23 protein-coding genes and 1 tRNA gene are annotated in these 22,141 nt (G+C 70.5%); 4 read left to right on the top strand and 20 right to left on the bottom strand.

Annotation, left to right across the window (positions count from 1 at the left end; all coding sequences use genetic code 11):
• Positions 1-5: 5 nt before the first annotated feature.
• Positions 6-1,100, bottom strand: coding sequence for a DMT family transporter (locus FB391_RS11280; protein ID WP_141894459.1), 1,095 nt, complete (start codon positions 1,098-1,100; stop codon positions 6-8).
• A 42-nt stretch (positions 1,101-1,142) separates the two neighbouring features.
• Here FB391_RS11280 and def point away from each other — a divergent pair, with 42 nt between their 5' ends.
• Positions 1,143-1,709 carry a peptide deformylase gene (gene def / locus FB391_RS11275; protein WP_141894458.1) on the top strand — a complete coding sequence of 189 codons (567 nt, stop codon included), beginning with the start codon at positions 1,143-1,145 and terminating at the stop codon, positions 1,707-1,709.
• 52 nt (positions 1,710-1,761) lie between these two features.
• Here def and FB391_RS11270 read toward each other — a convergent pair whose 3' ends face one another.
• From FB391_RS11270 to dusB, 7 genes are all read right to left on the bottom strand, one after another.
• Entirely contained in the window at positions 1,762-2,400 is a 639-nt protein-coding gene (locus FB391_RS11270) for a DUF1345 domain-containing protein (RefSeq protein ID WP_141894457.1), read from the bottom strand.
• Positions 2,401-2,436: 36 nt separating this feature from the next.
• A complete protein-coding gene (locus tag FB391_RS11265; protein WP_141894456.1) occupies positions 2,437-3,105 on the bottom strand; it encodes a hypothetical protein in 669 nt (222 codons plus the stop codon).
• A gap of 65 nt (positions 3,106-3,170) precedes the next feature.
• A tRNA-Asn gene (locus FB391_RS11260) sits at positions 3,171-3,243 on the bottom strand.
• A 77-nt stretch (positions 3,244-3,320) separates the two neighbouring features.
• Positions 3,321-4,109 (bottom strand): ATP-binding cassette domain-containing protein, encoded by a 789-nt coding sequence (locus FB391_RS11255; protein WP_141894455.1) that lies wholly within the window; start codon positions 4,107-4,109, stop codon positions 3,321-3,323.
• A gap of 63 nt (positions 4,110-4,172) precedes the next feature.
• Positions 4,173-6,041: a DNA primase gene (dnaG, locus tag FB391_RS11250; RefSeq protein WP_141894454.1), complete on the bottom strand. Its 1,869-nt coding sequence runs from the start codon at positions 6,039-6,041 to the stop codon at positions 4,173-4,175.
• Complete coding sequence (locus tag FB391_RS11245) at positions 6,041-7,402, bottom strand: deoxyguanosinetriphosphate triphosphohydrolase (RefSeq protein WP_141894453.1); 1,362 nt, start codon at positions 7,400-7,402, stop codon at positions 6,041-6,043. The genes dnaG and FB391_RS11245 overlap by 1 nt, the downstream gene beginning before the upstream one ends.
• The gene (dusB, locus tag FB391_RS11240; RefSeq protein ID WP_141894452.1) at positions 7,392-8,558 is read right to left on the bottom strand and encodes a tRNA dihydrouridine synthase DusB; all 1,167 of its coding nucleotides are present in this window, start codon (positions 8,556-8,558) and stop codon (positions 7,392-7,394) included. The genes FB391_RS11245 and dusB overlap by 11 nt, the downstream gene beginning before the upstream one ends.
• 60 nt (positions 8,559-8,618) lie before the next feature.
• Between dusB and FB391_RS11235 the strand changes: the two genes are divergently transcribed.
• Complete coding sequence (locus FB391_RS11235; RefSeq protein ID WP_141894451.1) at positions 8,619-9,122, top strand: glutathione peroxidase; 504 nt, start codon at positions 8,619-8,621, stop codon at positions 9,120-9,122.
• Between the two features lie 59 nt (positions 9,123-9,181).
• Here FB391_RS11235 and FB391_RS11230 read toward each other — a convergent pair whose 3' ends face one another.
• Genes FB391_RS11230 through recO form a run of 3 tightly spaced genes read right to left on the bottom strand, consistent with a single transcriptional unit; the run spans position 9,182 to position 11,465 of the window.
• Positions 9,182-9,871 carry a DsbA family oxidoreductase gene (locus tag FB391_RS11230; protein WP_141894450.1) on the bottom strand — a complete coding sequence of 230 codons (690 nt, stop codon included), beginning with the start codon at positions 9,869-9,871 and terminating at the stop codon, positions 9,182-9,184.
• Between the two features lie 29 nt (positions 9,872-9,900).
• Complete coding sequence (locus tag FB391_RS11225; protein WP_141894449.1) at positions 9,901-10,725, bottom strand: isoprenyl transferase; 825 nt, start codon at positions 10,723-10,725, stop codon at positions 9,901-9,903.
• Complete coding sequence (gene recO / locus FB391_RS11220) at positions 10,722-11,465, bottom strand: DNA repair protein RecO (RefSeq protein ID WP_141894448.1); 744 nt, start codon at positions 11,463-11,465, stop codon at positions 10,722-10,724. Before recO ends, FB391_RS11225 begins: the two co-directional genes overlap by 4 nt.
• A 59-nt stretch (positions 11,466-11,524) precedes the next feature.
• On the opposite strand from recO, the gene FB391_RS11215 reads away from it, so the two are divergent.
• Positions 11,525-12,211, top strand: a complete 687-nt coding sequence (locus FB391_RS11215; protein ID WP_141894447.1) for a trimeric intracellular cation channel family protein — start codon at positions 11,525-11,527, stop codon at positions 12,209-12,211.
• Positions 12,212-12,277: 66 nt separating this feature from the next.
• Here FB391_RS11215 and leuA read toward each other — a convergent pair whose 3' ends face one another.
• The gene (gene leuA, locus FB391_RS11210; protein ID WP_141894446.1) at positions 12,278-14,038 is read right to left on the bottom strand and encodes a 2-isopropylmalate synthase; all 1,761 of its coding nucleotides are present in this window, start codon (positions 14,036-14,038) and stop codon (positions 12,278-12,280) included.
• 246 nt (positions 14,039-14,284) lie between these two features.
• On the opposite strand from leuA, the gene FB391_RS11205 reads away from it, so the two are divergent.
• On the top strand, positions 14,285-14,911 hold the full coding sequence (locus FB391_RS11205) for a hypothetical protein (RefSeq protein WP_141894445.1): 627 nt from the start codon (positions 14,285-14,287) through the stop codon (positions 14,909-14,911).
• A gap of 9 nt (positions 14,912-14,920) precedes the next feature.
• Here the strand turns inward: FB391_RS11205 and era are convergent, their stop codons facing one another.
• Genes era through hrcA form a run of 8 tightly spaced genes read right to left on the bottom strand, consistent with a single transcriptional unit; the run spans position 14,921 to position 22,096 of the window.
• A complete protein-coding gene (era, locus tag FB391_RS11200) occupies positions 14,921-15,847 on the bottom strand; it encodes a GTPase Era (protein WP_141894444.1) in 927 nt (308 codons plus the stop codon).
• Positions 15,844-17,196 carry a hemolysin family protein gene (locus FB391_RS11195; RefSeq protein ID WP_141894443.1) on the bottom strand — a complete coding sequence of 451 codons (1,353 nt, stop codon included), beginning with the start codon at positions 17,194-17,196 and terminating at the stop codon, positions 15,844-15,846. Before FB391_RS11195 ends, era begins: the two co-directional genes overlap by 4 nt.
• Positions 17,193-17,663, bottom strand: a complete 471-nt coding sequence (gene ybeY, locus FB391_RS11190) for an rRNA maturation RNase YbeY (RefSeq protein WP_141894442.1) — start codon at positions 17,661-17,663, stop codon at positions 17,193-17,195. Before ybeY ends, FB391_RS11195 begins: the two co-directional genes overlap by 4 nt.
• Positions 17,660-18,772, bottom strand: coding sequence for a PhoH family protein (locus FB391_RS11185; RefSeq protein ID WP_141894441.1), 1,113 nt, complete (start codon positions 18,770-18,772; stop codon positions 17,660-17,662). Before FB391_RS11185 ends, ybeY begins: the two co-directional genes overlap by 4 nt.
• A complete protein-coding gene (locus tag FB391_RS11180) occupies positions 18,750-19,097 on the bottom strand; it encodes an HIT domain-containing protein (protein WP_141894440.1) in 348 nt (115 codons plus the stop codon). The genes FB391_RS11185 and FB391_RS11180 overlap by 23 nt, the downstream gene beginning before the upstream one ends.
• 53 nt (positions 19,098-19,150) lie before the next feature.
• Positions 19,151-19,888 carry a 16S rRNA (uracil(1498)-N(3))-methyltransferase gene (locus FB391_RS11175; RefSeq protein ID WP_141894439.1) on the bottom strand — a complete coding sequence of 246 codons (738 nt, stop codon included), beginning with the start codon at positions 19,886-19,888 and terminating at the stop codon, positions 19,151-19,153.
• Positions 19,889-19,891: 3 nt separating this feature from the next.
• A complete protein-coding gene (gene dnaJ, locus FB391_RS11170) occupies positions 19,892-21,007 on the bottom strand; it encodes a molecular chaperone DnaJ (protein ID WP_141894438.1) in 1,116 nt (371 codons plus the stop codon).
• A 48-nt stretch (positions 21,008-21,055) separates the two neighbouring features.
• On the bottom strand, positions 21,056-22,096 hold the full coding sequence (gene hrcA / locus FB391_RS11165) for a heat-inducible transcriptional repressor HrcA (protein WP_141894437.1): 1,041 nt from the start codon (positions 22,094-22,096) through the stop codon (positions 21,056-21,058).
• Positions 22,097-22,141: the final 45 nt, after the last annotated feature.

The following is a 22,141-nucleotide window of genomic DNA, read 5'->3' as shown; positions in this document are numbered from 1 at the left end:
AGAGCCTACCGTTCGCGGCTGTCCGGCGAGTCGGACTTGTCCTTCACCGGCGGCTCGGGCCACACCTTCGCCACGGCCTCGGTGACCTTGACCGAGCCGGTGCGCGGGTGGGCGGCATCCACCGGTCCCCCCTGGCTGCCGCGCTGGATGGGAAGCTCCTGGCTGTCGCTCACGACCTGGGGGTGATGCCGGGCGAGCTGGAAGACGCCCCACACCGCGATCGCGCCGACGATGCCGAACGAGATGAACACCCACAGCGGAGCGCCGGCGGCCTCTTGCAGGATCGTCAGGCCGATGATGATCGCGACGATCGGATCCACGACCGTGAGGCCGGCCACGACGAGGTCGGGTGGGCCCGATGCGTACGCGCTCTGCACGAAGTACGCCCCGACGATCGCCGCCACGAGGAGCGCACCCAGGCATGTGAACGTCAGCCAGTCGAAGTCGGACGCCTTGATGCGCTCGATGATGACCTTGGCGAGTGTCGCGACGAAGCCGTACAGCACGCCCGCGGCGATGATGTAGAACAACGGCCCGATCCGCTTGCGCAGCCAGATCCACAGGCCGGTGAAGACGATGGCGACGACCGCGAGCAGCACGAGGATCGTGATCAGCTCGGTGTTGGACACCGGCTTCTCGGTCGCGTACAGCGCGGCGATCGCCACGAAGACGAAGATGCCGCCGACGCACGCGGCGATGGCGATGAGCGAGCGCCTGGTCGGCTTGTGGCCGCTGATCTGCGCGTTCAGGAGGGTCGTGATGACGAGGGCGATGGCGCCGAGCGGCTGCACCACGATGAGGGGTGCGAAGGCCAGCGCCGACAGCTGGCACACGATCGCGAGCCCCAGCATGACGGTGCCGATCACCCATGACGGGCGCGCCAGCAGCCGCAGCAGATGGCTGAACTCGAGTCCGCCGCTGCCCGATGAGCCGGTGAGCCTCTCGACCTTCGTCACGCCGCGATGCTGGTACTGCGCACCGAACGACATGAAGACCGCTCCGAGCAGAGCCAGCGGGATGCCGATGAGGATGCCGGGGTTCTGGAACGCGCCGACGAGCTGATCGCCGACGTCCCCGAGCTCATCCGCATTCCACACCACCCTTCGACACTAGCCGGAGGCACCGCTCGGTAGGCTCAAGGCGTGGCTGTTCTTCCGATTCGCATCATGGGCGATCCTGTCCTGCACGCCCCCGCATCGCCGGTCGGCGAGATCACCGACGAGATCCGGACGCTCGTCGCCGACATGTTCGAGACGATGGATGCCGCACCCGGCGTGGGCCTCGCGGCCCCTCAGGTGGGCGTGCCCCTGCGGATCTACACGTACACATACGCCGACGACGACGGCAACCCGTGGCGCGGCGTGATCATCAACCCCGAGCTGTGGATGCGCCCGACCGAGCCTGGTGCCCCCGACCCCGACGACGAGTCGGAGGGCTGCCTCTCGTTCCCTGGCGAACGCTTCCCGCTTCGGCGCTCCGACGAGGTGCTGGTCACCGGCGTGGACCTGGAGGGCGAGGCCGTCCGCATCCAGGTCGACGGCTGGCGTGCGCGGATCATGCAGCACGAGTTCGACCACCTCGACGGCATCCTCTACGTCGATCGTCTGGACGACGGCGACTGGAAGACGGTGCAGAAGATCGCCCGCAAGCGAGGGTGGGGCCGCCCCGGCAGTGCGTGGACGCCGGGGATCGACGACCTCGAGGCCTGAACCGGGTTCTCGCTATGCCATACCCTCCGGCCCACCGCGACCCTGCCCGCCATCAGCCTCCGAGACTCGTCACAAGGTTGATGACGGTGGCGAGGATGACGGCGCCGAAGAGGTACGCCAGCAGCGTCTGGGCGACCACCGTGCGGCGGATCGCGTTGATCGTCACATCGGTGTCGGCGACCTGATAGGTCATGCCGAGGCCGACCGAGAAATACGCGAAGTCGCTGTAGTTGGGGTCCTCGTCCTGGTTGAACACGATGCCGCCGACCGGCTCTGCGTAGTAGATGTGGGCGTAGCGCAGCAGGTAGTCCACCTGGATCAGTCCCCACGACGCCGCGACCGCGATCACGGCGATGCCCGCCAGCAGGAACGAGGTCAGTTCGTCGGCATGCCGCGCCTGGAACAGCACGACCGCGACAGCGCCGAGGCTCGCGATGCTGCCCACCAGCGCGATGAGGCGTGTGAGGCGGCGGCTGGGGTCCTCGAGTGTCGCGTGTGCGCGCGTCTGCGCGGCATCCATCCGCCAGACGAACGGCAGCACGATGAGGATGCTGGTCAGCGACAGCGCCGACCACCCGGCGAGCAGGCCGGCGGCGACACCGAGGGACGGGGCGACCAGGACGCCCGCGACGACTCCCACGACGAGCGATGAGACGCCGCGGGTGAGGATCGCGGGACGAGGACGGGCCATGTCCGCATCATGGCACCGACCCGCCGGTGGGCGGGGTCACGGTGCGGGCGCGTCGGTGCGCCGATTCTGACGCTCGACCCACCGGCGCAGCTCGGCATCCGCGCCCGGAGGCGCCTGGGCGATCACGTTCATCCCCTGGCGGACCAGATGCGTCCCGACGCGCATCGGACCCCATACGCGGGCCGTCGACAGCGCGCCCGTGTCGACATCGCGCACCTGCACCTGGGTGGTGTCGGTCGACGAGCGCCGCCGGGCTCTGCCGGCGACGTGCTGCACGACGAGCACCGGGAGTCCGTGCGCCGACGCCGTCGCGAGCACGGTGTCGAGGTCGTGAGCGGCCCACTGGCGGCGGATGCTGCGCACTGTGGCCAGGGCGACCACGACCACCGCGATCGTCGCGAGACCGGTCGGCACGAGCCAGAGGCTCGCGACGGCGAGCAGCGCGGCCCACAGCACATTGCCGCGGAACGCGATGAGGATCGCCGCGACCGACGGCACCAGCGCGAGGAAGAGCCACGGCGCAGGCACGGCGACCGGGAACATCCACGGCTCGTCGCCGACGAGGACGACCAGCCCCACCCACGCGACGACGGCCGCGTAGACGGCCAGCACGACCAGCAGCGGCACGGAGCGGTAGATCGGGCGCGGCGCGGGGACGGATCCCTCGACCGCGACCAACGGCGAGGACTTCGCACGACCCGGCATGACACCCCTCGAAGAACTGGCCCGAGAACGAAGAAAGCCCCGGGGGTGGAGCCCCGAGGCCTTCGCTCCCCCACTTGGACTCGAACCAAGAACCTATCGGTTAACAGCCGATTGCTCTGCCAATTGAGCTATGGAGGAATGTTCCGCACTGTCGTGCAGGCAACCAGTCCATACTAGCAAAGCTCAAGCCGTGCTCATGACCATCGGGGGCATCATCATGATCCGACGAGGCGGTGGTCGGCGTCCGCGCTCGGCGTCCAGAGCAGGTCGTGGGTGCCGTGCCCGTACGCGACGGGGTGGCCGCCGCGCAGCACCAGCACGTCCGCATCCAGTTCCTTCACGACCTCGGGCTCGTTGGTCACGACGAGCGCGGCCATGTCGAGCTCGCGGCGACGCCGCAGGATCGCCTCGCGGGCCGCCTTGCGCACCTCGACGTCCATGTTCGCGAACGGCTCATCGGCGATCAGCACCCGCGGCTGGAGCACGAGCGCCCGTGCGAACGCGACCCGCCGGCGCATGCCCGCGCTCAGCTCGTACGGATACTTCGCGGACGCACCCAGCGGCAGCATCATCTCGTCGAGCAGGGAGGCGATCCGCACCGCCAGCCCGCGGGGACTCACGCGGCGGTCACGGCTGGTGATCGGCTCGCCGATGACCTCGGCGACCGTCAGGCGTGCGGGCAGCTGCGCTCCCGCGGACTGCGGCAGGTAACCCGCGTAGTAGGTCAGGTAGCGGTGCGCGCGCCCCGGATGCCGCACTGAGACGCCCTCGACGGTGCCGCTGCCGCCGACGACCGCGAGGCCGTGCTCGTCGGCGCCGGCGAGGACGGCGGCAAGCGACGACTTGCCGGAACCCGTCGGGCCCATCACGGCGAGGGTGCCGCCGTGGGGCACGCGGAAGGTCACCCCGTCGACGACGCGCTGGGCCGGTCCGCCTCGTCCCGCCCGGGCGATCGACAGATCCGAGCAGTCGATCGCCATCTCTGCATCTCGTCGGCGAGCCATTCCCTCATCCTGCCCTGCGAGGCCCGGACGCACCAGCCGACACGGTCGATCGGCGTCCGACCCTCAGGACGCCTCGTCGACGATCGTCTGCCGGCGGGCGTCGAGCTCACGCAGGCGCAGCCGGATGCCGCGTCCCTCTTCGGAGTCCGCCGGCACCCGCTGGATCGCACCGAGCAGCTCGGCCTTCTCGCGGTCGAGTCCCCGCAGCACGAGGCGGCGGAGCAGATCGCTCGCCGACGCGACGGCGGCGTCGTCGTCCAGTGCCGGGAAGTTGCCGGCCAGAAGCTCTGCCGCGAGAGACCGGTACGGTTCCCGCACGGCGGCGACGGCATCCACCGACCATCCGGGCCGCTGGATCGTCGCAGCGGCCCCGACGACGGCAGCGCGCACGGCGTCCAGCGGCGGCAGCCGGAACGGCAGTTCGAGCGCGCGGGCTACGAGCGTCGGGTCCATGCGATGGCCGAACTGCAGCACACCCATGAGAGCGTCGCGTTCGAGCGCCGCCTCGGGCGTGCGGGGCAGCGTGGCGAGGGTCACGCGCAGGGCTCCGTCGTCCCCGGGCTCCGCACCCGCCGCCGTCGGCTGGGGGTCGCGGCGGCGATCGTCGCGTCCTCCGCCCCGACCGGCCCGCTCGACCTCGCGGCGGACGTCCTCGGTGTCCATGCCGAGGCGACGCGCGAGCACGCGGATGTACTCGGGCTGCAGCAGCGGATCGCGCAGCTCCGCGACGACCGGCGCCGCGGTCCGCAGTGCTCCGACGCGGCCCTCGACGCTCGCGAGATCGAACCCTCCGATGCGCTGGTCGAGCACGAACTCGACCATGGGCACCTTGGTCTCCAGGAGGCCCCGCACCGCACCGTCGCCGCGCGCGAGACGCAGGTCGCACGGGTCGAGCCCCTCCGGCCCCGTGGCGACGTAGGTCTGGGCGTTGAAGCGCTTGGCGTCCGCGAACGCGCGCAGCGCGGCCTTCTGGCCGGCCGCGTCGGGGTCGAACGTGAACACGACCTCCCCCGCGGTCGAGTCGTCGCCCATCACGCGACGCAGCACCGTGATGTGGTCGGCGCCGAACGCCGTGCCGCAGGTGGCGATCGCGGTGGTGATCCCCGCCAGGTGGCACGCCATCACGTCGGTGTAGCCCTCGACGACCACCACGCGATGTTCGCGCGAGATGTCGCGCTTGGCCAGGTCCAGGCCGTAGAGCACGTTGGTCTTCTTGTAGAGCGTCGTCTCGGGGGTGTTGAGGTACTTCGGGCCGTTGTCGTCGTCGTAGAGCTTGCGCGCGCCGAACCCGATCACCTGACCGGTGACGTCGCGGATCGGCCACACCACGCGGCCCCGGAACCGGTCGTAGACCCCACGCTGCCCCTGCGACACGAGGCCGGCCGACGAGAGCTCCTCGTCGGTGAACCCCTGCGTGCGCAGCGCCTTGGTCATGCCCTCCCAGCCCTTCGGGGCGTAGCCGACGCCGAAGTGCCCGGCGGCGCCCGCGTCGAACCCGCGCTGTCCCAGGAACCGCCGCGCGGTGTCGGCCTCGGGCGTCATGAGCTGCGTGCGGAAGAACTCGGCGGCCGCGGCGTTGGCCGCGAACAGCCGCGCCCGGCCGGTGTGCTCGGGTGCGGCGCCGCCGTCCTCGTAGTGCAGGGCGTAGCCGATGCGGCCGGCGAGGCGCTCCACGGCCTCGGTGAAGGTGACATGGTCCATCGCGCGCAGGAACGAGTAGACGTCGCCGGACTCGCCGCAGCCGAAGCAGTGGTAGAAACCCGCCTGCGGCCGCACGTTGAAGCTGGGGCTGCGCTCGTCGTGGAACGGGCACAGGCCTTTGAGCGAACCGACGCCGGCCGATTTGAGCGCCACCCGCTCGCCGATGATGTCGGCGATGTTCGTGCGCGCCTTCACCTCGTCCACGTCGGCCTGACGGATGCGTCCCGCCATCAGCGGTCCTCGCGGAGCGCCGAGCCCCGGTGCGCGGGCACGTCCATCGGACGTGCGCCGGGCGACCACACGCCGACGGAGGCCGCATCGACGGGCGCGACGAGCGTGCCGTGCCACGCGATGGCCAGCTGATCGGTGAGGCTCGCGACCTGGTCGACGATCACCCGACGCCGGGACGCATCTGCGCCTGCCGCGGCGAAGTCCTGTGCATGGATCGCATCCAGCGCGCCCGGGTGCTCCCACAGCGCGGTCGCGAGGCGCTTCAGCAGCCGCCGCTGCTCTTTGTAGAGGTCCTTGCGTCCCTCGATCGACACGACGGCGGCGCCGATGATGCCCTTGAGCACGGCCATCTCGGCCTCGACGATGCGCGGCACCACGAGGTGTCCGCGGTAGCGCGTGAGCACCGCCAGGTCGTACGACTCCCGCGTCGCCGTCGTGGCAGCACGGGCGAAGCGCCCGATCAGGTCCGATGTGAGGTTCTTCAGGCTCGCGAGCGCCGCGCGGGTGCCGTCGAACGCGTCGATCCACTCGGGCATGCGCGTGAGCCGGAACAGCGCGTCCTCGAGCTCGTCGCGCGCGAAGTCGAAGCCGACCCACGACTGGATCGCGGTCAGGAGCGCCTCGTGCTCGGCCGGATCGACCAGGCGCGCGGGATCCAGGTATCCGTTGACGATGGCGTCCTCGAAGTCGTGCACCGAGTAGGCGATGTCGTCCGACAGGTCCATCACCTCGGCCTCGATGCACCGCACGCGGCCGGGCGCATCCGCGCGCAGCCAGCGGAACACGTCCTCGTCCTCGGGATACACGCCGAACTTCAGCCGCCCGCCCGGATCGGGGAGCGGATGGTCGGCCGTCCACGGGTACTTGCACGACGCGTCGAGGCTCGCGCGGGTCAGGTTCAGGCCGAAGCTGCGTCCCTCCGCGTCGATCACCTTGGGCTCCAAGCGCGTGAGGATGCGCAGCGTCTGCGCGTTGCCCTCGAAGCCGCCGACGTCCTCGGCCCATTCGTTGAGCGCCCGCTCGCCGTTGTGGCCGAAGGGCGGGTGCCCGAGGTCGTGGCTCAGGCACGCGGTGTCGACGACGTCCGCCGCGAGGTGCAGCGCCGTCGCGAGCTCGCGTCCGACCTGGGCGACCTCGAGCGAGTGCGTCAGGCGGTTGCGGGCGAAGTCCGCGGGACTCGCGGGGCTCAGTACCTGCGTCTTCGCCGCGAGGCGGCGCAGCGCGGCAGAGTGCAGCACACGGGCGCGGTCGCGGGCGAAGTCGTCGCGCTGCGACCGGTGACGTTCGGCGTGGAAGCGTGCGGCATCCGCGTCGTCGTACCCGAAGGGCCGCTCCGACGCGCCCGCCTCGTCACCCGCCACTGTGGTCGAGTTCCGCTTCGGCGAGGGCCATGGATGCCTCGGCCCCGAGCTCCCGCGAGTTCAGCCAGCCGTCGGGCAGGGCGGGGCGCTTCGGCGTGCCGGCGCGGCCGCGCTGGCCCTCGGCGGCCGCACCCGGGTACGGGGCGTCGAGGTCGAGCGTCGCCAGCAGGTCGTCGATCTCGGCGATGCTCGACGCGGTCGCGAGGCTGGCGCGCAGCTCGCCGCCGACCGGGTATCCCTTGAAGTACCAGGCGACATGCTTGCGGATGTCGCGGCAGCCGCGGTCCTCGTCCTCGAAGAACTCGACGAGCAGCTCCGCGTGGCGGCGGAAGGCCGCCGCGACGAAGCCGAGCGTCGCATCGACCGGCTCTGCGGGGGCGGCGCCCGGGCCGCCCAGCGCTCGGGCGAGATCGCCGAACAGCCACGGCCGGCCGAGGCAGCCGCGGCCCACCACGACGCCGTCGCAGCCGGTCTCGGCCATCATGCGCGCCGCGTCGTCAGCCGACCAGATGTCGCCGTTGCCGAGCACGGGCACGCTCGTGACGGTCTCTTTGAGCTTCGTGATCGCCGTCCAGTCCGCGTTGCCGGAGTAGAACTCCGACGCCGTGCGGGCGTGCAGCGCGACAGCCGCGACGCCCGCGTCCTCGGCGATGCGTCCCGCGTCGAGGTAGGTCAGGTGGTCGCCGTCGATGCCCTTGCGCATCTTGACGGTGAGCGGGATGTCGCCGGCGGCACGCGCCGCACGCGTGACGATCTCGCGGAACAGCCCGAGCTTCCACGGCAGCGCCGCGCCTCCGCCCTTGCGGGTCACCTTGGGCACGGGGCACCCGAAGTTGAGGTCGATGTGGTCGGCGCGGTCCTCTTCGACGAGGAGGCGCACGGCGGCCTCGGTGGTGGCGGGGTCGACGCCGTACAGCTGGATCGACCGCGGCTTCTCGGACTCGTGGTGCGTGATGAGGCGCATCGTCGTGGCGTTGCGCTCCACCAGCGCTCGCGTCGTGATCATCTCGCTCACGTACAGTCCCGCGCCGTACTCTCGGCACAGGCGCCGGAAGGCGGTGTTGGTGATGCCCGCCATCGGCGCGAGCACCACGGGGGCGTCGAGTTCGATGGGCCCGATGCGCAGCGTGCGTTCGGGAGCGAGGGCAGTCGTCACGACTCCATTCTCTTACAGGAATCCGTCCCTTGGCTGAACGCGACCGCCTACCCTGGGGATATGACCGAGGCGACCACGACCGACCTGCGTCGGATCCCCTTCCAGACCGCCGACGGCGGCTCCGCGACGCTCGCCGATTACGGCGACCAGGTGCTGCTCGTGGTGAACGTCGCGTCCAAATGCGGGCTCACCCCGCAGTACGAGCAGCTCGAAGAGCTGCAGCGCGCCTACGCGGACCGCGGCTTCACCGTGCTGGGCTTCCCGTGCAACCAGTTCATGGGCCAGGAACCGGGATCGATGGACGAGATCCTCGAGTACTGCTCGGTGACGTGGGGCGTGACGTTCCCGGTGTTCGACAAGATCAAGGTCAACGGCGGCGGTGCGGCCCCGCTGTACAAGGCGCTCAAGAAGTCGAAGGATGCCGAGGGCGGCCGCGGGCCCGTGCTGTGGAACTTCGAGAAGTTCGTGGTCACGCCGGAGGGCGGCATCCACCGCTTCCGTCCCACCGTGAAGCCGGACGACCCCGCCATCATCGAGGTCATCGAGTCCCACCTGCCGCGCTGACCCCTGGCGTCGAACAGCCCGCCACGAGCGATCGTGACGGGCCGTCGTGCTCTCGGTGCTCAGGCGACCGCTTCGCCGGCCTCGGCCGGCTCGCGGTGCTCTGCCCACACCTGGCGGACGATCTGCGCGAAGGCGTCCGCGGGCTGCGCGCCCGAGACGCCGTACTTGCCGTCGATGACGAAGAACGGCACGCCGTTGATGCCGTAGGCGGTGGCCTGTGCCTGGTCGGCGCGGACCGCGTCGAGGTAGCGGCCGCTCTGCAGCGCGTCGCGTGCCGCATCGGCGTCGAGACCCGCGTCGGCGGCGAGAGCGACGAGCTCGTCCTCGCGACCGAGGTGGCGCCCCTCGGTGAAGTAGGCGGCCATGAGGCGCTCCGCCATCTCGTGCTGGCGGCCCTGCTCCTTCGCGAAGTGCAGCAGTTCGTGCGCCTTGACGGTGTTGGTGTGCTTGAGCAGGTCGAACCGGTACTCCAGCCCGGCGTCGGCGGCGACGCCGGTGACGCGCTCCAGCATCTGCTGCACCTGCTCGCGCTGCATGCCCTTGTGCTTCGCCAGGAAGTCGAGCTCATCGCCCTCGAAGTCCACGGGCGTGTCGGGTGAGAGCTCGAACGAGTGGAAGGTCACCTCGACGGCGGGGGCGTCCTCATCAGCGGATGCCGCGGCCAGGCCGTTCTCGAGGTTGCGCTTGCCGATGTAGCACCACGGGCACGCGATGTCGCTCCACACGTCGATCTTGATGGCGTCTGTCATGTCAGGGACAACCGTGGCGATGACGCGATCTATTCCGCCGAATGTGCCGTGGCGTCGTCCGGCGTGTCGACGGCGCCTCCGAAGCGCCGGTCGCGCCCGAGGTACACGTCGATGCCGTGCCAGAGGTCCGCGCGGGTGAAGTCGGGCCAGAGCGTGTCGAGGAACACGAACTCGGCGTAGGCGGACTCCCAGAGCAGGAAGTTCGACGTGCGCTGCTCGCCGCTCGAGCGCAGGAACAGATCGACATCGGGCATCCCGGGCTGGTACAGCCGACGCTGGATGAGCTTCTCCGACACGGCGGAGGGCTTCAGCCGCCCGGCAGCCACGTCGTCGGCGATCGAGCGCATGGCGTCGACGAGTTCCACGCGGCCGCCGTAGTTCACGCACATCGTCAGTGTCAGCACGTCGTTGGCTGCGGTCAGCCGCTCGGCATACTGCAGCTCCTTGATGACCGAACCCCACAGCCGCGGCTTGCGGCCGGCCCATTGGATGCGCACGCCCCATTCGTTCAGCTGATCACGCCGGCGATGCAGCACGTCGCGGTTGTACCCCATCAGGAAGCGCACCTCGTCGGGCGACCGCGACCAGTTCTCGGTCGAGAAGGCGTACACCGACAGATGCTTCACGCCCGCCTGGATCGCACCGGCGACCACGTCGAGCAGCGCCGCCTCCCCCGCCTTGTGGCCTTCGATGCGCGTGAGTCCGCGGCGGTTCGCCCAACGGCCGTTGCCGTCCATCACGATCGCGACGTGGTTCGGTACGGCGCCCTTCGGGTAGTGCGGCGGGTAGACGCCGGTCCAGTCGAGCGGGCGATAGGGCACCGCGTCGCGGTGCGTGTACGGCTTCGGGGTCACCTGGGGCCTTCCTGCGGGGCTGCCGAGACGTGCGAGAGCGAACGGATGCCGCGTTCCAGATGCCACTGCGCGTACGCGGCGATCAGACCCGAGGCCGCCGCGGTGGAGCCCGGGGAGGCGGCATCCACCGCGTCCCACTCCCCCGCCATCAGCGACTGGAGGAGCGACACGGTGGCTGCGTCGACGCGCGCCGCACCGACGGGAGCGCAGTCGCGGCAGACGATGCCGCCCTGCTGTGCGACGAAGGTGTCGTGCGGGCCCGTGCGTCCGCACCGGGCGCACTCGCCGAGACCGGGCGCCCAGCCGGACAGCGCCATCGCCCGCAGCAGGTACGAGTCCAGCACGCTGCGGGGGGCGTGCTCGCCGCGCGAGAGCGCGCGCAGTCCGCCGACGAGCAGCAGGTACTGCTGCGGCGTGGCCTCGGCCTCGTTCAGCCGGTCGGCGGCCTCGACCATCGCGTGCGCCGACGTGTAGCGGTCATAGTGGGCGACGATGTCGGCGCCGTACGATCCGAGCGACTCGGCCTGCTGCACGATGTCGAGCGAACGGCCCTGATACAGCTGCACGTCGGCGACCATGAACGGCTCCAGGCGCGACCCGAAGCGTGACGAGGTGCGGCGCACGCCCTTGGCGACGGCCCGGACCTTGCCGTGACGGCGGCTGAGCATCGTCACGATCCTGTCGGCTTCACCCAGCTTGTGGGTGCGCAGGACCACGACTTCATCGCGGTAGGTGGGCACCTTACGATTATCGTCGCGTCGGCCGACCGGCGGGCGCTGCGCACCGCGAGAATGGAAGGGTGAACGAGCCGCTCTTCGTGATTCCGCTGTGGGCGGACCTCACCGCCGTCGGCCTCGGAGGCATCCAGGGCGCCCTGTTCGCATCGGGGTTCCGGGGCGAGCGGCGACTGGACATGCTGGGCGTGGCCATCATCGGCATCGTCGTCGGGATGGGCGGCGGACTCATCCGCGATCTGCTGCTCAACGTGACGCCCACGACCCTGCAGAGCAACTGGTACCTGCTGACGGCGACGGGCGCGGCCCTGTTCGGGATGCTGCTGGCCGGCCTCTTCCAGCGTCTGAACGCCGTCATCGTCGGGCTCGACGCGCTCGTCATCGGCCTGTTCGGCGCCTTCGGCACCAGCAAGGCGCTCGTCCTCGGCCTGCCGCTCGTGCCTGCCGTGTTCGTGGGGGTCTGCTCGGCCGTCGGGGGCGGCATCCTCCGCGACATGATCATGGGCCTGCCGGTCGCCATCATGCACGTCGGCTCGCTCTACGCGGTCGCCGCGGGGGCGGGATGCCTCGTCCTGGCGTCGGCCCACGAACTGGGGGTCGACATCGTCGTGGCCGCCGTCATCGGGATCGCGGTGACGGCCGTCATCCGCCTGCTCGCCGTGATCTTCGACATCTCGCTGCCCGAGCAGCGTGCGCTCTATCGCCGCAAGGTGGCCGTCGAGACCTCCACCATTCCGATCGTCAAGCCCTGATCGGTCCGGCGAACACCGACGGGTGCACGCGGGGATCGCCCGCGCACACCCGTCGACGGTCAGCGCTCAGACGCCCGCGAGGGCTTCCGAGCGCTCCCGCGTGCGGATGGCGCGGTTCACGCCCGACACGATCGCCTTGAGCGATGCGGTCGAGATGTCTGAGTCGATGCCGACGCCCCACAGGCGTTCGCCGTCGACCTGCAGTTCGATGTAGGCGGCCGCCTGCGCGTCGCCGCCGGCGCTGAGCGCGTGCTCGACGTAGTCGTACAGCGTCACCTCGAAGCCCTGCGCACGGACGATCTCGAGGAACGCCGCGACCGGCCCGTTGCCGCGCCCCGACTCCTCGCGCCGTTCGTCGCCGTCGCGCAGCGTGATGTCGAGTGCGACATCGCCCGACAGGTCGCTGCGGGTGCTCGTGGCCAGCAGCTCGAAGCGGCCCCAGCGCTCGTCGGCGACCTCTGACGGCAGGTACTCGTCGGTGAAGATCTTCCAGATCTGGTCGGTCGTGATCTCGCCGCCCTCGGCATCGGTCTTCGCCTGGACGACTCCCGAGAAGTCGATCTGCAGCTTGCGGGGCAGATCGAGCGAGTGATCTGTCTTCAGCAGGTAGGCGACGCCGCCCTTGCCCGACTGCGAGTTGACGCGGATGACCGCCTCGTACGACCGGCCCAGGTCCTTCGGGTCGATGGGCAGGTACGGCACGGCCCACTCGATGTCGTCGACCGTGACGCCGCTCGCCGCCGCGCGCGCCTCCATGGCCTCGAAGCCCTTCTTGATGGCGTCCTGGTGCGAGCCGCTGAACGCCGTGAACACGAGGTCGCCCGCCCATGGGCTGCGCTCGTGCACGGGCAGCTGGTTGCAGTACTCGACGGTGCGCTTGACCTGGTCGACGTCGCTGAAGTCGATCTGCGGGTCGATGCCCTGCGTCAGCAGGTTGATGCCCAGCGCGACCAGGTCGACGTTGCCCGTCCGCTCCCCGTTGCCGAACAGGCAGCCCTCGATGCGGTCGGCGCCGGCCATGTAGCCGAGCTCGGCGGCCGCGATCGCGGTGCCGCGGTCGTTGTGCGGGTGCAGCGACAGGATGACGTTCTCGCGGTGGGCGAGGCGTCGGCTCATCCACTCGATCGAGTCGGCGTAGACGTTGGGCGTCGCCATCTCGACGGTCGCGGGCAGGTTGATGATGACCTTGCGCTCGGGGGTCGGCTCGAAGATCTCGATGACCTGGTTGCAGACGTCCAGCGCGAACTCGAGCTCGGTGCCGGTGTAGCTCTCGGGCGAGTACTCGTAGAAGACCTTGGTCTCGGGGATGCGCTTCTCGAACTCGCGGCACAGCCGCGCGCCCTCCAGCGCGATGTCGATGATGCCCTGCTCGTCCGTGCGGAAGACGACCTCGCGCTGCAGGACGCTGGTCGAGTTGTACAGGTGGACGATCGCCTGCTTGGCGCCGGCGATCGACTCGTACGTGCGCTCGATGAGGTGCTCGCGCGCCTGCGTCAGCACCTGGATCGTCACGTCGTCCGGGATCAGATCCTCTTCGATCAGCTGGCGCACGAAGTCGAAGTCGGTCTGACTCGCGGACGGGAAGCCGACCTCGATCTCTTTGTAGCCCATCTGCACGAGCAGGTCGAACATGATGCGCTTGCGCTCGGGGCTCATCGGATCGATGAGAGCCTGGTTGCCGTCACGCAGGTCGACCGCGCACCAGCGCGGCGCCGTGGTGATCCGCTGGTCGGGCCAGGTGCGGTCGGGCAGGCCCACCCGGATCTGCTCGTGGAACGGCCGGTACTTGTGGATCGGCATGCCCGAAGGCTTCTGGGTGTTCTCCATGATTTCGTCGCTTCTCTCGTTGCCGACGCCCCGATGGGGCTGTCGATGCCTGATGATGCGGGCCAACAAGAAGCTCCGCGACGAGGAAGGCCCTAGAACGAGGTCTCGTCGCGGCGGCTAAGAAGAAGGAGCCCGCCGAAGCGCATGCAGCCAGGCTACACCCGCGGTCGAGTCGAAAGCCAACCGAGCGGTGCGCCGCCGCCACCGGATCTGAGACGATCCCCGCCGTGGCGACACCAGCAGGGTATGAGACGTCTCCACAGGCCGCTCGGCATCGTCGCCGCGGGCGCCCTCGTCCTGCTCGTCGCGACCGCGTGCGCCGCCCCGGCGGGCTCCGGCGACGGGCCCGCCTCTCTCGGCTCCGTCACGCCGGTCCCACCAGACGGCGAGGTGACCGCGACCGGCACCGTGCTCGATGCGGGCGGTGACATCCGGCTCTGCCTCGGTCCCGTCGCCGAGTCGTATCCGCCGCAGTGCTCCGGCATCCCGCTCCACGGCTGGTCGTGGGACGGCGTCGACGGCGCCGAGACCTCAGGCGACACGACGTGGGGGGCGTATGCCGTGCGCGGCACGTACGACGGCGCGTCGTTCACCGCGACGCAGCCGCCGATCCTGCTGGCGCTCTACGATCCGGTCCCCCTGCCCGATCCGACGGACGGGAAGCCCGGCGCAGGAGATGAGGTCACGCTCGCGGGGATCCAGTCCGAGCTGCCGGACCGGCTGGGCGACTCCCACCTCGGCTCCTCTGTGCAGGACGGCCGGCTCTGGGTGGACGTCGTGTGGGACGACGGCACGTGGCAGGAGGCCGCGGATGCGGAGTACGGGTCGGATCTGCTCGTCATCCGCTCCGCAATCCGCGACATGGACGGCTGAGCGCGCGGCTCAGAAGCCGAGCCGGCCCAGCTGCTTCGGGTCGCGCTGCCATTCCTTGGCGACGCGCACGTGGAGCTTGAGGAACACCTTCGTTCCCAGCAGCGGCTCGATCTGGGCGCGGGCCCGCGTTCCGACATCGCGCAGGCGCGACCCCTTGTGCCCGATGATGATCGCCTTCTGGCTGTCCCGCTCGACGACGATGTTCGCGTAGACGTCGGTGAGGCCGCCGTCCTCGCGCTCGGCGACGTCGTCGACGGTGACGGCGATCGAGTGCGGCAGCTCGTCGCGCACGCCCTCCAGGGCGGCCTCGCGGATGATCTCGGCGATGCGGTCCTCGGTCGACTCATCGGTGACGACGTCGTCCGGGTAGAGCGCGGGTCCGACCGGCATGAGCGCGAGCAGCTCGTCGCTCAGCACATCCAGCTGCTCCCGTGTGAACGCCGACAACGGGATCACCGCGGCCCAGTCCTCGCGCAGGCTGTCGACCTCCATGAGTCGTTCGGTGATCTGGTCGCGCGAGGCCGCGTCGGTCTTCGTGACGATCGCGACCTTCCTGGCCCGGCCGTACCCGTCGAGCGACTCGGCGATGCGGCGATCGCCCGGACCGACCTTCTCGGTGGCCGGCACGCAGAACCCGATCACGTCGACGTCGCCCAGCACCTGCTCGACGAGGTCGTTGAGACGCTGGCCGAGCAGCGTGCGCGGCTTGTGGAGTCCCGGCGTGTCGACGATGACGAGCTGCCCGCCCGGGCGGTTGAGGATGCCGCGGATCGCGCGTCGCGTCGTCTGGGGCTTGTCGCTCGTGATGGCGACCTTCTCGCCCACGAGGGCGTTCGTCAGCGTGGACTTTCCGACGTTGGGCCGGCCGACGAACGTGACGAAGCCGGATCGCCCCTCGACGGGCTCGGGCGACGGGGTGCTCGGGGACTCGCTCATGGCGTCTCCTCCTTCTTCGGCAGCCGGATCTCTCCGGTCCGCGGGTTCACGATGCGGATCTCTCCCGTCCGCGGTGCCCGGCCGAGGTCGAGGAGCGGCGCACCGCGTTCGACGAACACGGTCGAGATCCCGCGCCCACGGCCCCGTGACGCGCCGCCGGTCATGACGAGGCCGGCGTACTCCGCTGTCGCGCCGGGCTGCGGCACGCGGCCGAGGGCCTTGCCGAGCAGGCCGCCGATCGAGTCGACGTCCTCGTCCTCGAGCTCCAGGCCGAACAGGTCGCCGACCTCGTCGAGACCGAGCCGTGCGCTCACGCGGTAGTGGCCCGGCTCGAGCTCGGTCACCTCCTCGGCGCGGGGGTCGTACTCGTCCGAGATGTCGCCGACGAGCTCCTCGATGAGGTCCTCGAGGGTGACGAGCCCCGACACGCCGCCGTACTCGTCCACGACGAGGCACACGTGCACGGCGTCGCGCTTCATCTGCTGCAGCAGGGTCTCGGCCTTCATCGACTCGGGCACGAAGACCGCGGGACGGGCGATGCGCGCGATCGGAGCGTCCCGCCAGCCCGACTCGTCGCGGAACCCGAACTGCACGAGGTCCTTGAGGTAGAGCACGCCGACCACGTCGTCCGCATCGTCATCGACGATGGGGACGCGGGACACGCCCTTCTCGAGGAAGATCGTCATCGCCTCACGGGTCGAGGTCGAGGCATCCACCGTCACCATGTCGGTGCGGGGCACCATCACCGCGCGGACGAACGTGTCGGTGAAGTCGAACACCGAGTGGATGAGCTCGCGGTCGTCCTGTTCGATGAGCTCGTTCTCGGCCGCCTCGTCGATGATGCTGAGCAGCTGCTCCTCGGAGGCGAACGATGAGCCGCGCGATGCACCGGGCGTGATGCGGGTCCCGATCACCACGAGCCCGTGCGCGAGCGGACCGAGGATGATGCGGACGCCGCGGATCACAGGCGCTGCGCTGCGCAGCAGGCCCTTGGCGTGCAGGCGCCCGACGGTGCGAGGGCTCGCGCCCACGACGACGTACGAGACGCCCGTCATGAGCACCGCGGCGGCGAGCATCGCCCACCAGATGTTCGAGAAGAGAAGCGTGAAGGCCACCGTGACGAGCACCGCCGCCGTGGTCTCGGCGAGGACGCGGATGAACAGCACGGCGTTGCTGTGCGCCTCGGGGTCGGCGGCGATCCGCCGCAGCGCATTCGCGTTGCGGCCGCCGGCGCCGAGCTCCGAGAGGTCGGCGCGCGACGTCACGCCGAGGGCTGCGTCGATCGCGACCATGAGGGCGCCGAACGCGAGCAGCAGCGCCGCCGCGACGAGGAGGAGGGCCGCGGTCATGCGCGGGGTCGTCGGCGTTCGGACGCCTGGAACGACGCGATGAGCTCGCGCTGCAGTCCGAACATCTCGCGCTCCTCCTCGGGCTCGGCATGATCGAAGCCGAGCAGGTGCAGGAGCCCGTGCGTGGTCAGCAGGATGAGCTCGTCGAGCGTCGAGTGCTTGGCGGCGACGGCCTGCGTCTCGGCGACCTGGGGGCAGAGCACGATGTCGCCGAGGAGACCCGCCGGCGTCGGCATGTCCTCCGTGCCGGGGCGCAGCTCGTCCATGGGGAAGCTCAGCACGTCGGTCGGCCCGGGCTCGTCCATCCACTGCACGTGCAGCGCCTCCATGGCGCCCTCGTCGACGAGGAGGATGGCCACATCGGCGTCGGGGCTGACGTGCAGCTCCGCCAGGTTGTGCTCCATGAGCCGCAGCAGGACCGCCTCGTCGACGGCGATGCCCGATTCGTTGCCGATCTCGATGGTCATGAGCGTCCTCGCTTCGGAAGGTGGTCACGGGGGCCGCCGGATCGCGGCATCCCCGCGCGCCGCTCGGCGCGATTGGCGAACTCGGAGGCCTCGTCGCGCTCGCGTCGGGCCGCCAGGCGCAGCTCGTCGTACTCGCTGTACGCGTCGACGATGCGCCCGACCAGGTTGTGGCGGACAACGTCGTCGCTCGTGAGGTAGGAGAAGTGGATGTCGTCGATGTCCTTCAGAACACGCGTGACGAGCCGCAGCCCGGAGGCGCCCTGCGGAAGGTCGACCTGGGTGATGTCGCCCGTGACGACCATCCGCGTGCCGAAGCCCAGCCTCGTGAGGAACATCTTCATCTGCTCGGGCGTCGTGTTCTGCGCCTCGTCGAGCACGACGAACGAGTTGTTCAGCGTGCGGCCGCGCATGTACGCGAGCGGCGCGACCTCGATCGTGCCCGTCGCCATGAGCTTCGGGACGATCTCGGGGTCCATCATCTCGTTGAGCGCGTCATAGAGCGGGCGCAGATACGGATCGATCTTGTCGGTCAGGGTGCCGGGCAGGAACCCGAGCCGCTCCCCCGCCTCGACGGCCGGACGCGTCAGGATGATGCGGTCGACCTCCTTGCGCTGCAGGGCCTGCACGGCCTTCGCCATCGCCAGGTAGGTCTTGCCGGTGCCGGCCGGGCCGATGCCGAAGACGATCGTGTGCTCTTCGATCGCGTCGACGTAGGCCTTCTGCCCGAGGGTCTTCGGGCGGATCACGCGCCCGCGCGACGAAAGGATCGCCTCGCCGAGCACCTCTGACGGCCGCGGTCCGCCGTCGGGGGTGGTGCGCAGGATCCGGTTGGACGAGGTCACATCGGACTCGCCGAGCGCGTGCCCCGCCTTGGTCATCGCGAGCAGCTCCTCCACCAGGGATCGTGCAGCGGCGACGGCGTCGGCATCCCCGGTCAGGGTGATCTCGTTGCCGCGCACGTGGACATCGACGCCCGGGTGCTCCTTCTCGACGACACGCAGCAGGCGGTCCTGCGGGCCGAGCAGCTGGACCATGGCCACGCCGTCGGCGTAGACCCGGTCGGTGACGGGATTCTCAGCGGGATGTTCAGGCACCGAGGCTCTTCTCATCGAGACCGCCTGCCAGCACGTGCGCGTGCACGTGGAAGACGGTCTGGCCCGCGCCGGGGCCGGTGTTGAATACGAGACGGAAGTCGCCGTCCGACAGCTCGGCGGCGACGGTGTTGGCCAGACCCACGACCTCGGCCATCAGATCGGGGTCGCCGGCGGCGAGCTCGATGACGTTGCGGTACTCCTGGCTGCGGGGGAAGACCACGACATGCACAGGGGCCTGCGGGGCGATGTCTTTGATCGCCACCGCGTTCTCGGTCTCACCGACGAATTCGGCGGGGATCTCGCCGTTCAGAATGCGCGTGAAGATCGAGGGTTCGCTCATGCCGCAAGTCTACCGACGCGGCCCCTCCGCGGGCTCGGGGCCGGTCGGACCGCTCACCAGCGTCCGAGCCGGGTGCTCACCACCGCAAGGGCGGCGGGGCCGGCCGTCGAGGTGCGCAGCACCGTGTCGCCCAGGCGCACCGGCCGCGCGCCGCCGGCGGTGAGGGCGGCCAGCTCGTCGGGCGCGATCCCGCCCTCAGGCCCGACCACGAGCACGATGTCGCGCGCGTCGGCCGCGTCGAGCTCGAGAGCGCTCAGTGCGTCCTCGGCTGTCGGCTCCAGGACGAGGACGAGGGATGCCGCGGCCCGCTGCACGAGAGCGCCCGTGGTGGTGAGCTCGGCGACCTCGGGCAGCCAGGTGCGGTGGGCCTGCTTGGCCGCCTCTCGTGCGATCGTCCCCCAGCGGGCCCGGCCTTTCGCCGCCTTGGCCGCGTCCCACCGGGACACGCTGCGTGAGGCCTGCCAGGGGACGATCTCGTCGACGCCGAGCTCGGTCGCCGCCTGGATCGCCAGTTCGTCGCGGTCCCCCTTGGCGAGCGCCTGCACGAGCACGACGCGCGGGGCCGGCGCGGCGGCATCCCTCCGCTCCGCGATGCGGACGAGCACCTCGCGCGGCGCGACCGCCTCGACGCGGCCGGTCAGCCAGGCGCCGCGGCCGTCGCCGAGCGTGACCTCCTCGCCCACGCGCACGCGGCGCACGGTGGCGGCATGGTGCGCCTCAGCGCCGGTGAGGGTCACCGTGTCGCCGGGAGCGGCCGTGGCCGGCTCGTCGAGGAGGAAGTGCAGGGCCACAGGTCAGCCGTTCCGGAAGCGGTCGCGCAGCTTCGAGAAGAGTCCCTGGTGGAACTCCGCGAGCTTGGGCGCAGGAGCCTTCGTGCGCTTGGCGAAGTCCTCGATGAGGGCGCGCTCCTTGTGGTCCAGCCGCGTCGGCGTGACGACGTGCACGCCCACCTTGAGGTCGCCGCGCTGCGAGCCGCGCAGCGGGGTGATGCCGCGCCCCTTGATCGTCAGGATGTCGCCGGCCTGCACCCCCGCGCGCACCTCGAGGTCGACCGGGCCGTCGAGCGATTCGATCGTGGTCGTGGTGCCCAGGATCGCGTCGGGCATCGAGACCTCGAGCGTCGCCAGCAGGTCGTCGCCGTCGCGGCTGAACACCTCGTGGGGCGTGACGGTGACCTCGATGTACAGGTCGCCGTTCGGGCCGCCTGCGGGCCCGACCTCACCCGAACCGGGCAGCTGCAGGCGCAGGCCCGTCTCGACGCCGGCCGGGATGTCGAGCGACACGGTGCGGCGCGAGCGCACGCGCCCCTGCCCCTGGCACGTGGCGCACGGGTAGGGGATGGTCGTTCCGTAGCCCTGGCACACGTTGCAGGGCTGTGTCGTGACGACGTTGCCGAGCAGGCTGCGCACCTGGCGCTGCACGTGACCCGTGCCGTGGCAGATGTCGCACGTGACGGGAGTCGTCCCCGGCTGGCAGCACGAGCCCTCGCAGGTCTCGCACGTCACCGCGGTGTCGACCTCGATGTCGCGGTGCACGCCGAACACCACGTCGCCGAGCTCGAGGGTCACCCGCACGAGCGCGTCCTGACCGCGCTCGCGGCGCGAGCGCGGTCGTCCGCCGCGTCCGCCGCCGGCCGCGCCGAAGAAGGTCTCGAAGATGTCGCCGAACCCGCCGAAGCCCCCTGCTCCTCCGCCGAACGGCGAGTCGTTCCCGCCCATGTCGTAGCGGGCGCGCTGATCGGGGTCGCTCAGGACGTCGTACGCGTGCGTGACCAGCTTGAAGCGCTCGGATGCCTCTTCGCCCGGGTTCACGTCCGGGTGGAGCTGGCGCGCCAGACGCCGGTAGGCCTTCTTGATCTCGTCGGGGGTGGCGTCGCGTGAGACGCCGAGGACCTCGTAGTGGTCAGCCACTTTCGCCTTCCTGCCGCGGCCCGGCCGCGGGATCGTGTCTGCGCTGTGTCAGCGGGAGCTGTCGTCCTGCTCGAGCATGCGCGTGAGATAGCGCGCGACGGCGCGTACCGCCGCGAGGTTGGTGGGGTAGTCCATGCGCGTCGGCCCCAGCACGCCGACGCGGGCACGGGACCCGGTCGCGTCGTAGTCGCTCGTGACGACCGATGCCTCGGCGAGCCCGAAGGCCTCGTTCTCGCGGCCGATGCTGGCCGCGAGCCCCTGCTCGTCGGCGACCATCTCGCCCATGAGGCGCAGCAGCGTCACCTGCTCCTCGATGGCCTCGAGGAGCGGATAGATGCTGCCGCGGAAGTCCGCCTCGCGCCGGGCGAGGTTGGCGCTTCCGGCCATCACCAGCTTGTCCTGGCGGAACTCCTCGAGCTCCTCGGCGACCGCGCGCACGATCTCGTCCGTCGCACGCACGTGAGCGGGCGCCTGGGCGGATCGCGCGGCCAGGCGATCGGCGATGCGCTGCAGCCCGTCCCGCACGGGACGCCCGACAAGCAGCGTTCCCAGCTCCGCCCTGATGCGGGCGAGGTCCGCGTCGTCGAACTCGTCGCCGACGAACGTCAGGCGCTGCGACACGCGTCCGGTGTCGGTCACGACGATCACCAGCATCCGGCCGGCGCCCAGCTGCACCAGCTCGACGTGGGTGACGTTCGCCCGTGCGAACGACGGATACTGCACGATCGCGACCTGGCCGGTGAGCTGAGTGAGAGCGCGCACCGTGCGCACCAGCACGTCGTCGAGGTCGCCCGAGCCGTCGAGGAAGGAGGCGATCGCCGCGCGCTGGCCGGTGCTCAGGGGGCGCAGCTCGGCCAGGTGGTCGACGAAGACGCGGTAGCCCTTGTCGGTGGGCACACGACCCGAGGACGTGTGCGGGGCGACGATGAGATCCTCGTCCTCCAGCAGCGCCATGTCGTTGCGGATCGTCGCGGCCGACACGCCGAACGCGTGGCGCTCGACGATGGCCTTGCTGCCGACCGGCTCGCGCGTGTCGACGTAGTCCTGGACGATCGCCCGCAGCACCTGCAGACCCCGTTCGCTGACCATCCCGCCTCCTCGCCTCGCCGTGGACGCCATGCGCTGGCACTCGCA

Origin of the sequence: Microbacterium kyungheense, assembly GCF_006783905.1 — a bacterium.
GTDB lineage: Bacteria > Actinomycetota > Actinomycetes > Actinomycetales > Microbacteriaceae > Microbacterium > Microbacterium kyungheense.
Note: the sequence above shows the minus strand (reverse complement) of the source record. Positions and strands in the feature narration are given on the sequence as shown.

Bases quoted from the DNA above. Each gene is read 5' to 3' on its own strand.
- era (WP_141894444.1), bottom strand. From the start codon at position 15,847: ATGAGCGAGTCCCCGAGCACCCCGTCGCCCGAGCCCGTCGAGGGGCGA.
- dnaG (WP_141894454.1), bottom strand. From the start codon at position 6,041: ATGGCGGGACGCATCCGTCAGGCCGACGTGGACGAGGTGAAGGCGCGC.
- leuA (WP_141894446.1), bottom strand. From the start codon at position 14,038: ATGGAGAACACCCAGAAGCCTTCGGGCATGCCGATCCACAAGTACCGG.
- FB391_RS11205 (WP_141894445.1), top strand. From the start codon at position 14,285: ATGAGACGTCTCCACAGGCCGCTCGGCATCGTCGCCGCGGGCGCCCTC.
- FB391_RS11180 (WP_141894440.1), bottom strand. From the start codon at position 19,097: ATGAGCGAACCCTCGATCTTCACGCGCATTCTGAACGGCGAGATCCCC.
- FB391_RS11230 (WP_141894450.1), bottom strand. From the start codon at position 9,871: ATGACAGACGCCATCAAGATCGACGTGTGGAGCGACATCGCGTGCCCG.
- FB391_RS11235 (WP_141894451.1), top strand. From the start codon at position 8,619: ATGACCGAGGCGACCACGACCGACCTGCGTCGGATCCCCTTCCAGACC.
- FB391_RS11255 (WP_141894455.1), bottom strand. From the start codon at position 4,109: ATGGCTCGCCGACGAGATGCAGAGATGGCGATCGACTGCTCGGATCTG.
- FB391_RS11185 (WP_141894441.1), bottom strand. From the start codon at position 18,772: ATGAGAAGAGCCTCGGTGCCTGAACATCCCGCTGAGAATCCCGTCACC.
- FB391_RS11270 (WP_141894457.1), bottom strand. From the start codon at position 2,400: ATGGCCCGTCCTCGTCCCGCGATCCTCACCCGCGGCGTCTCATCGCTC.
- FB391_RS11195 (WP_141894443.1), bottom strand. From the start codon at position 17,196: ATGACCGCGGCCCTCCTCCTCGTCGCGGCGGCGCTGCTGCTCGCGTTC.
- ybeY (WP_141894442.1), bottom strand. From the start codon at position 17,663: ATGACCATCGAGATCGGCAACGAATCGGGCATCGCCGTCGACGAGGCG.
- hrcA (WP_141894437.1), bottom strand. From the start codon at position 22,096: ATGGTCAGCGAACGGGGTCTGCAGGTGCTGCGGGCGATCGTCCAGGAC.
- FB391_RS11265 (WP_141894456.1), bottom strand. From the start codon at position 3,105: ATGCCGGGTCGTGCGAAGTCCTCGCCGTTGGTCGCGGTCGAGGGATCC.